This is a genomic window from Pirellulales bacterium, assembly GCA_036490175.1.
Taxonomy (GTDB): domain Bacteria; phylum Planctomycetota; class Planctomycetia; order Pirellulales; family JACPPG01; genus JACPPG01.
In genome coordinates this window covers 1-8,184 of the sequence record DASXEJ010000220.1, presented here as the reverse complement: position 1 = coordinate 8,184, position 8,184 = coordinate 1, and the positions used below count along the sequence as shown (strand labels likewise).

Genomic DNA, 8,184 nt, shown 5'->3' with positions numbered 1-8,184 from the left:
AACAGACTGAGCAAAAGCGGCCGAATGAACGTGCGATGTTGATTCTTCATGGCGGGCTAACTTCCTAGCAGAGTCGAGGGAGCATGGATGCAGGCCCACAATCGGACGCTGACCCTTCGCGGGTCGTCCGGCATTGCAGGCTGACCGCTGTACTCTTGTCGATGCAGCGGCGGAAAGCAAGAGTTTCGTAGCGCCTTCATCGCCGCATCGCGCCAGCCGCTGCCACGTAGGTCCGGCGAGCCGAGCCGGACCGGCGGGGTACGCAGAGGGTGCGTACCCTATGTTGGCTGATCGCGAGGGCGAGGCTCCTGCCGAGCCCAGAGTTGTAAGCGCCGCAGCCCTCCGCTGCTCGGCCGGAGCCTCGCACCCTCCTTCGAAAACACGTCGGGGGCACCGCCTCGTCACGCGCTGATGCACCGGGCATCGGCTAGGCGCGCTGAGATCTCAAGTAGTCGCCCAGCGCTGTAGGGTCGGTACTACGTGCATCCTACTCGGCTATTCGCGTGCTGACCCTTGCGGCCCGCGCCATAGCGACATGATGACGTCGGCGATGATCGGCAGCGGACGATCGTAAACGTCCCAGATGGGGACCGATCCTCCGGCGATCAACACCTCAAGCTTGCCAGGGACTTGGCCCCAAATGGCCGGCAACCACCAGCTCGTTCGCCGATTCAGCTGGACGCCCTGAACCTCATTCCACGACAAAAAACCGGACAGATCGTTCTGCTCGAGCCATAGCCCGGCCGGCGAAATGACGAGCTCGGCTCGACGCCAATTCGGCACCCGCGCTCCCGGGTACTTTTGTCCCTGATACGCAAGCAGCCACGTGAGGAAGCCGAAGGAGAGGCCAACGAGGGCGAAAAAACCAGCCACGCCCTGGCTCCAATGCCGGCTGTCTGGCAGCATCAGGCTGGCCAACGCAATTCCGCCGGTCGCCAACAGCGCGATTGCCAGGGCAGCAACACGAGGGCGCCTCGAGCGCCGGCCAAGGTACTGCCGGGCAAAGTAGGTCCACACACGGTCGGGGCCGAACTTCTGCTCCTGGAGCTGCCATTGCTTGGAAAGGCTGGCGTTTGCATTGCGGCGGCCGCTGGTGCTTAATCGGGTCAGAATTGCCTTATAGAGGTCGGCCGGAGGCGGCTCCAGCGAGCCGGGAAGCTCCGTGATGCCGGCCGCATGCATGATCACAATCGGCCCCTGGACTCGAATGCTGTCGGGAGCTTGCGGGGCGCTCGCGAGCGTTAGCGATTCGATCGAAGCCAGCGCGATACGATTGCCGGCTGGCTCGATCACGACGGAATCATCGCGCAGGCTGATGCGGGCGATCCGCGGTAGCTCGCGGAACTGCAGAATCGCAATTGCGCCGGCGAACACCGCGGGGAGAGCCCACCCGTAAGCGCCGGTCTGAAACGCCAACCACAGCATCACGAGCGCGCTGCCGGCCCAAACGACCGCGGCCGTGGGAAAGGGGCGCTCCGATTCGAACACCATGTCGCCGACGCCGGCGCTCATAAGTACCAGCCCAACAGGGTGACGGCCAGGTTATGCGCAAAGTGCAACAGGATCGGCAGCCAGAGACGGCCGGTCATCAATGCCGCGCAGCCGTTGACAACACCTAACCCAACGAGGATCGGAACACTCAACGGCGCGTGAATATGTGCCAGCCCGAACGCTATAGCGGTGATCATTACGGTGCCGCCGCCGGAAAGGTGCGGCAGCAGCACCCGAAACGCCAGCCCGCGAAAAAACAGCTCCTCCACGATCGCCGGCTGAACGCAAACAACCAGCAGCCAGCGAACCCACAAATGAGGGCTGGCATCCACCATGCCGACATAGTGAATCGGAAAGCGGATGATATCCTGCAGGACCATGTGATATCCGCGATTGGCCGCCAGAGTGAGGCCGAGCACCGGCACGGCGGCGATCCACGCGCTCATGCGGCTGGCGCGCGATGGTCGCGGCAGCACGGGCAAGCGGCCGATATACCACCAGCATCCCAGCACAATTGCCGTATCGATTGCCTCGCACGCGGCCATTCGCCAGCAGGCCGCTTCAGGGCTCACGCTCGCATCGGGGATGAAGATATTACCAGGCCCCGAAATCATGCCGTGCACAACGGACACCAGCAGCATCAAGCCATAGGCGACAAACACCGCCGTCACCGGATCAGAGCGGCGGCCCTTGCGCGGCGGCTCGCTGGGCGCTGCGACAATTGCATTCCAGAGCGGCGCGTTGCAATGTGGGCAGCCATGTACGCCAGCGTCGAGCGGCAGCCCGCAACGCCAACAAATCTGCTGCTCGTGGCCTGCGTCGAACTCATCCATCCGCTAGTCCACCGCAAAGCCGGGCGGGGAAGTAGGCCATCGAGCCGCGAAGCGCCACCGATCGTCACGCGGCCACAGCATTGCGGGCGAGGTGCTTCTGATAACCGATGGCTGCTTTGATGCTCGCGAACAGCGAGATCACGATGAACATCTTAAAAATGATGCCTTGCAGGAGTGTCATCGGCTCGAGGTAGCCGAAAATCGCGGTGCCTGCCAGGTACAGGATCAACCCCAGCATCGTGGCCGGGACGGGATACGACTTCACCAGGAACCCCAACACGATAAACACAATGCCCAGCGCCGCCGCGCCCCCCTGGATCAGATACGTCAACGTCAAAGCCGACGCGCGCACGAGCTCGACCTGGTGCAGATCGACTTGCATGTGCTGAGCCTGCACTTGCTTCACCTGCTTGTCGATCTCCTGGTCGACATTCGATTTCGCCATCATCAGGAAACCGCCGTTGACCAGAAACGTGAGCACGCCCACCACGATCAGGATTCCGCGCGCCTGCTTCAACTCCTTCGAGCGGATCGACTGGGCCAGGCTCTTGTGAGGTATCTGGCTGGCGAAATCCAGCGGATTGTTTTCAACGCTTGCCATGCGTGCGATTCCTTAAGCGATCCATTGAATGGGCTGCTGCTGACGTGAGCATTTATCCTTAGCGACTGCCACCCGAATGTCAAACATTTGTTATTGAAGACTGTAAAAGCCTGCCGCTTATATCGGCCGCACAGGAATTTTCGAGCGGCCGCAGCCCATCGCCGATGCTGGTAGGTTGCGACCCTTGCCGCCGGCTGCGAGCCGCTCCAGCTCGGTCCGGTTGGATCAACCATCGACCGCGTCCACCCTCGGCGAGTTTGCTCGCCTTCAGCCTGTCCTCGGCGACCCCGTCGAAGCACGGCACGCACCCCGTGCGTACCACCGCCAAGCCATCGCCCATAAGGTATGGCACAAGAATGCGTACCCTACCGGGCTGGGTGGCTGCCGCTGAGCGCGCTGCCTGCCAATCCATTAAGGTACGCACCGCGCTGCCCCGCTTGGCTTTTCCGGGCGGCTGCGGGGATTTCATGCTCACAGTCGTCGCTCGAAAGGGCGCCGCGCGACCAGAGCGTGCGTTCGATCATGATCCGAAGTAAGGCTTCGAGCTGCTGTTGAGCCGGGACGCTTTCCAGGATCCCGATCGCCCGGGCCACAGCTTCGAGCGTACACAGATTCTGCGCGTCGGCCTGCACGCGAAGCCGGTAGGTCGAAGCCGGCCCACTCGGCAGCTTGACGTGCGGCAGCCCGGCCAAGGTCCGATCGCGCCGGACGAAGCGTCGCACCTGCGACCAGCTTCCGTCGGGCACGATCAACGTCACCGGGCCAGCCAGCCCGGCGACCAGCTCGGCGTTCAACTCGGCCGCGTGCGAACTGGGATAGAGCAGCAGCGGCCGCCGGCCATCGTGTGCGAGGTCCGCCAGCGACAAGCGTTGATCTTTCGCACCGCGAATGCGAATCTCGCTGTTCGGCAAGGCCTTGGCCGCCAGTCGGGCCGTATTCGTCGTCAGCACGCGTTCGCCCGTATGCATCAGCAGCACGACGCGCGTCTCGAGCGCAATCCGCGGAATCATCGCGCAAAAGCACAGCGGCCTGCGAATCTCGCACCCCGGACAACGGTGTTCCGCCAAACGACCACTCATCGGCAAAGCTATTGCTCAAGATCGAATTCGACATCTCTCATCAACCAAAACCCCGCCGCAGAAAAAACAAGTACGCAATGGAGTGCGGATCCTACTTAGCCTACGCCCAGTTCTTTTACGTAAGTCGCTGGCTTGCCTCGACGCGTCAATCCGGTCGCTGCTCCCGTAGCAATCGCTCGCGTAGTTCAAGGCGATGCGTATCATTAAAGCGTAAGAGCCGGATCGTAGCACGGCCCGATGGCGTGAGGCCGATGATCGTTGTGCCTTCGATGCGAAAATGTTCAAGCCAGCGATCGCGGCGCGGGTGAAACAGGCGCACCAGGGCGCCGGTCTGCGGATCGAGGCTCGCAAGGTTCGGCCCTTTGTAGGCGTTGCAGCGATGACATGACCAAGCCAGGTTGTCGAGTTCGTCGCCGCCGCCGTGCTGCTGAGCGATGATGTGCTCAACGTGAAACGGCACGAATGGCGCGGCGCCTTGAGGCAGACCGCAGTATTCACAGCGGTCATCTGCTCGCTGGCTCACGAGGTTACGGAGTGCCGGTTCCATGCGCGGAAGCGTGCTGCGCCAGGTAGCGGCGGGCCTTCGACTGGATGATCGAGACGATGTCGACGGCTTCGACAAATTCCCTGTACTCGGCTTCTTCGGCCATCGAAAGCGTCCCCCCATTCGCCTTCGTGGCGAGCTCGTCAACCCGGGCCTGAACGGCGGCCGAAGCTCGCAATTCGATGAGCCTACGGGCAACCTCCGGCGACAGCGCCTCGGTTAGCGGATCCAGGAATTGATCGAGAATGGAGATCGTGGACATGCCTTAATCCTACCCCGGCGATGACGCCGTGTGCAAACCTACCCCGCTTCCACGCGCCCTACACGTCCTGCTTCTCTGGTGCGTCTGGAATAAAGTCATCTTGATCCAGAAGCTCAGCGATGCGTTCGCCCGTTAGCTGCAAGGTGCCAGGCCGATTGGACGGCACGAGCGGCAACTGCACCCGCCGCTTCTGCGGAGCTGGTGCGCCGCTCGGCGCAGTCGGGCACACGACGGTTACCTGCGTACCTTCCGGCAGCGCCGACCCGTCTTCAAGAACCACGATGCCGTTCTGTATTCGACCGTGAACCACCATAACGTCTCATTTTCCCCCGACCGGCGTGCGGGATCAAGCCGGATCCAGGCCGTGTTGCCCACTAGCCATCGCAATCACTCGCTTTTTTGAAGCGGAACGCCCGGCTCGGGCGCGGGTTCGTAGTCGATGATCGTTCCTCGGAGATCTTTGGCCCTCGTGCGGTCGACCACGACCCGCACGCCAAAAGACGTCGATTCCATATCACGAGCCGGGTCACACTTATGGCCGAGGTCCATCGTGTATCGTCGTCGTCCCGAACCAAATTCGCCGCGGCTTGTCTATAATGTGACGAGCCCCCAGGAGGATTTTGGAATGGCTGACTGCGCCCTTTGTGGCGGCCCGGGTCCGCGCCGCGATAGCCACATACTACCTGCCTTTGTCTTCGACTACATGAAAGAATCGTCGGCGACGGGCTACATCCGTTTTGGCACTTGCCCGAACCGGCGCGTCCAAGATGGAATCAAGCTGCCGTTGCTGTGCGACGATTGTGAGGGCAAACTGTCCTGCTGGGAAAAGCTCTTTGCGGAAAGGATCTTTGTCCCGTATCACGATCCGGCCCGGCTGGATCAACCCTGCTACCATTACGAAGAGTGGCTGGCCAAATTCGCGGTTTCGGTATCCTGGCGGTCGCTGCAACTTCACCGCCACTATGGCTTGCCACTAGGCTTTCCTGGGCAGTTCAATTCGCGCGCCGATGAAGCGGAAAAGACGTGGCGGGAATTCCTCTTGGGGGAGCGCCCGCACCCCGGCGCATTTGAGCAACACATTGTTCTATTCGACACGATCGTTGATGCGGACATGCGGCTGCCCTCAAACATCAACAGGTTTCTAACTAGGTCGCCCGTGGTTGATATTGTGTTCAATTCTAAAAGTGCCTTCGTGTTTTCGAAGCTGTGCAAGGTAGTTGTGATTGGCTGTATCGAGATGCCGACAATAAAGCACTGGCGAGGTACGAAAGTCAGGATCAACTACGGTCGATTGCCAGAGTGCCGGCCGTTTGTTGACATTCGGTTGCAGCAGTACATCGCGGAAAAGGCAAAGTCACTGGCCGCGCTTCAGGCGTCGATTTCAGATCGCCAAAGAGAGAAAATTAAGGAAGCGTCGCTTACCGATGCTGACCGAACGGCCAACTCCGCAACCTTCCAGGCGCTGCTGGACGATATAGCCCTGTCCGGCGAACAGCCGTTTCTCCCCGACGTTGCGGAAGGACAGGAAAGCACCTCGTTATCCGCGGAAGAAGCACGGTCGTGACCCGCGAACCTACGCAAGCCGGCTTGCCTCTCGTGCGCTTTCATGCTTACTGTCGAAAGCGAGCATCGCCGCCAAAAAGGCCTGCGCGTCGCCGCAGACCGCAAGCAACACCTCTTGTACTCGGCGCCGAGGCAGCAAGGGCTTGGGTCATGATCGTAGCGGATTTGGCCATGGCGCGGCAGCGTCTACAAAGACATCCATTACTCGCGCCGCCGCAATGGCTCCACCAGCATTTCCCAAAAGTATTCTGCCGCCCCCTCTTGCGAGAGACGCCCGTCTTTGTGACGTCCAATTGACGCCATTCCAATTGGCTTTAGAAACAATGCGTGACCATCGTCGTCAACCGACATTGATTCGTTATAGCTATTGTCGTTGTGCGAGAAATCTCCTGAGTAGAAAACGCCAGCAGAAAAGGCGCCCCGAGCGGCGAACCATATCTTACACTGGCTAGCGACCGCTCCGCCCCGATAGATCGTGGCAGTGAAATGGTTCGCATCGATCCGTCTAAATCTAGTTTCGATTTCAGGATTCCGACTCTGCAGCTCTGTGAGCGACCCTTCGAAATAGTTCGCGATGAATTCATACGACTCAACAAGAAAGGCATCCATTGCCGGATCAGTAAAGGTTTTGACGACTCGAAGGTTGCTTGACCGAGTCTTGGCTGCGGTGACGCCTGTCGACGGCGCGGCCCTCTGGACAAACGGAGGCCGGTCGGCGGGCTTCTCATTGCTGGCGGCTGCTGCTCTAACCGCTTCGACAACCTCAAGAAGCGCGTCGTGTTGATTCGGATACTTCGTGATTGGCTTGCCGTCCTTTGGAAGCGCGAGTAGTTTTCCGAACGGCGCCGAACGCCAGTCGCAGGGGTTCAGGATTACCGGCATTACGCGTGCCTGCCCTTGTTCGTGCCGCTCCAGCGCCCGCTGCATTTCGACATCGTAACAATAGTCCGAGTCGAGAAAATAGGGGCTCACGAGCAGGAGGATGATATCGGCTCGCTCTAGGTTTTCGCTGATTTTGCCTGCGAATTCGTTTCCGGCGCCAATTCTACGATCGTGCCAACCGGTGATGAGCCCCTGCCTCTTCATTAGTGCGAAGTGGGTTTCGAGCTCATCCCGGAGTGCTTCATCACGGTGAGAATAAGAGAAGAATAGGGTGGCCATAATAGTTAGCGCTCATGCACCGGCCTGGGCCGTGCCGGAAGAGTAATTAAGCCGATTCGTCGGGTTCGACATCGCTGCCCGTCGGGGCTCGCTATTCCGCGGGTTGACGTGTCAGCCGGCCGGCCGCATGCGCCGCACGGTCCGGACCACTTCAATCCTAGTGCTACCACATCTCGGGCACCGGACCGGGCTACCGCGGCGGCCCCGCTCGTCCGGGTCATCATTATCGAGGACCGCCAACTCGAACCGCGTATCGCACATTTGGCATTTCAATTCTTTTACCACCATGTCTCGCTCCATTTATCGGTTGGCTCACCACGCGATTGGGCCCAGTGAGCGACCCGAAACCGAGGACGCAAAGTGCCGTGCCCAACCGCTACACATCCAAATTCCTTACCTCGAGCGCGTGCTTTTCGATGAACTCGCGGCGGGGTTCGACTTTGTCGCCCATGAGAATGCGAAAGAGGTCGTCGGCGGCGGAGGCGTCTTCCATTTTGACTTGAAGAAGGGTTCTGTTGGCGGGGTCGAGGGTGGTGTCGCGGAGCTCTTCGGCGTTCATTTCGCCCAGGCCTTTGTTGAGCGAACGCACTTCGTGCAGCTCGACAATGTGCAAGCGGCTGGCCGGCGCGTGGCCGTTGCCGTTGGTCGGG

11 protein-coding genes are annotated in these 8,184 nt (G+C 60.5%); 1 reads left to right on the top strand and 10 read right to left on the bottom strand.

Translation table 11 applies throughout. The features are described 5' to 3' along the window. Window positions 1-495 precede the first annotated feature (495 nt). The 8 genes from VGG64_15890 to VGG64_15855 all read right to left on the bottom strand — a co-directional run bounded on the left by VGG64_15890 (window position 496) and on the right by VGG64_15855 (window position 5,323). Window positions 496-1,512 carry a hypothetical protein gene (locus VGG64_15890; GenBank protein ID HEY1601085.1) on the bottom strand — a complete coding sequence of 339 codons (1,017 nt, stop codon included), beginning with the start codon at window positions 1,510-1,512 and terminating at the stop codon, window positions 496-498. Then, window positions 1,509-2,153, bottom strand: coding sequence for a CPBP family intramembrane glutamic endopeptidase (locus tag VGG64_15885; GenBank protein ID HEY1601084.1), 645 nt, complete (start codon window positions 2,151-2,153; stop codon window positions 1,509-1,511). Before VGG64_15885 ends, VGG64_15890 begins: the two co-directional genes overlap by 4 nt. Before the next feature lie 235 nt (window positions 2,154-2,388). Beyond that, window positions 2,389-2,925: a hypothetical protein gene (locus VGG64_15880; GenBank protein HEY1601083.1), complete on the bottom strand. Its 537-nt coding sequence runs from the start codon at window positions 2,923-2,925 to the stop codon at window positions 2,389-2,391. Window positions 2,926-3,290: 365 nt separating this feature from the next. Next, a complete protein-coding gene (locus VGG64_15875; GenBank protein HEY1601082.1) occupies window positions 3,291-4,004 on the bottom strand; it encodes a tRNA-uridine aminocarboxypropyltransferase in 714 nt (237 codons plus the stop codon). Between the two features lie 145 nt (window positions 4,005-4,149). Further along, window positions 4,150-4,551 (bottom strand): HNH endonuclease signature motif containing protein, encoded by a 402-nt coding sequence (locus tag VGG64_15870; GenBank protein ID HEY1601081.1) that lies wholly within the window; start codon window positions 4,549-4,551, stop codon window positions 4,150-4,152. Beyond that, window positions 4,532-4,810, bottom strand: a complete 279-nt coding sequence (locus tag VGG64_15865; protein ID HEY1601080.1) for a hypothetical protein — start codon at window positions 4,808-4,810, stop codon at window positions 4,532-4,534. The genes VGG64_15870 and VGG64_15865 overlap by 20 nt, the downstream gene beginning before the upstream one ends. A 58-nt stretch (window positions 4,811-4,868) precedes the next feature. After that, complete coding sequence (locus VGG64_15860; protein HEY1601079.1) at window positions 4,869-5,090, bottom strand: hypothetical protein; 222 nt, start codon at window positions 5,088-5,090, stop codon at window positions 4,869-4,871. 107 nt (window positions 5,091-5,197) lie between these two features. After that, entirely contained in the window at window positions 5,198-5,323 is a 126-nt protein-coding gene (locus VGG64_15855; protein ID HEY1601078.1) for a hypothetical protein, read from the bottom strand. 37 nt (window positions 5,324-5,360) lie between these two features. Here VGG64_15855 and VGG64_15850 point away from each other — a divergent pair, with 37 nt between their 5' ends. Then, window positions 5,361-6,374 carry a hypothetical protein gene (locus tag VGG64_15850; protein HEY1601077.1) on the top strand — a complete coding sequence of 338 codons (1,014 nt, stop codon included), beginning with the start codon at window positions 5,361-5,363 and terminating at the stop codon, window positions 6,372-6,374. Between the two features lie 200 nt (window positions 6,375-6,574). Here VGG64_15850 and VGG64_15845 read toward each other — a convergent pair whose 3' ends face one another. Further along, window positions 6,575-7,534, bottom strand: coding sequence for a toll/interleukin-1 receptor domain-containing protein (locus tag VGG64_15845; protein ID HEY1601076.1), 960 nt, complete (start codon window positions 7,532-7,534; stop codon window positions 6,575-6,577). A gap of 376 nt (window positions 7,535-7,910) precedes the next feature. Then, window positions 7,911-8,184, bottom strand: a 274-nt coding sequence (locus VGG64_15840; GenBank protein HEY1601075.1) for a hypothetical protein, incomplete at its 5' end; no start/stop codon positions are given.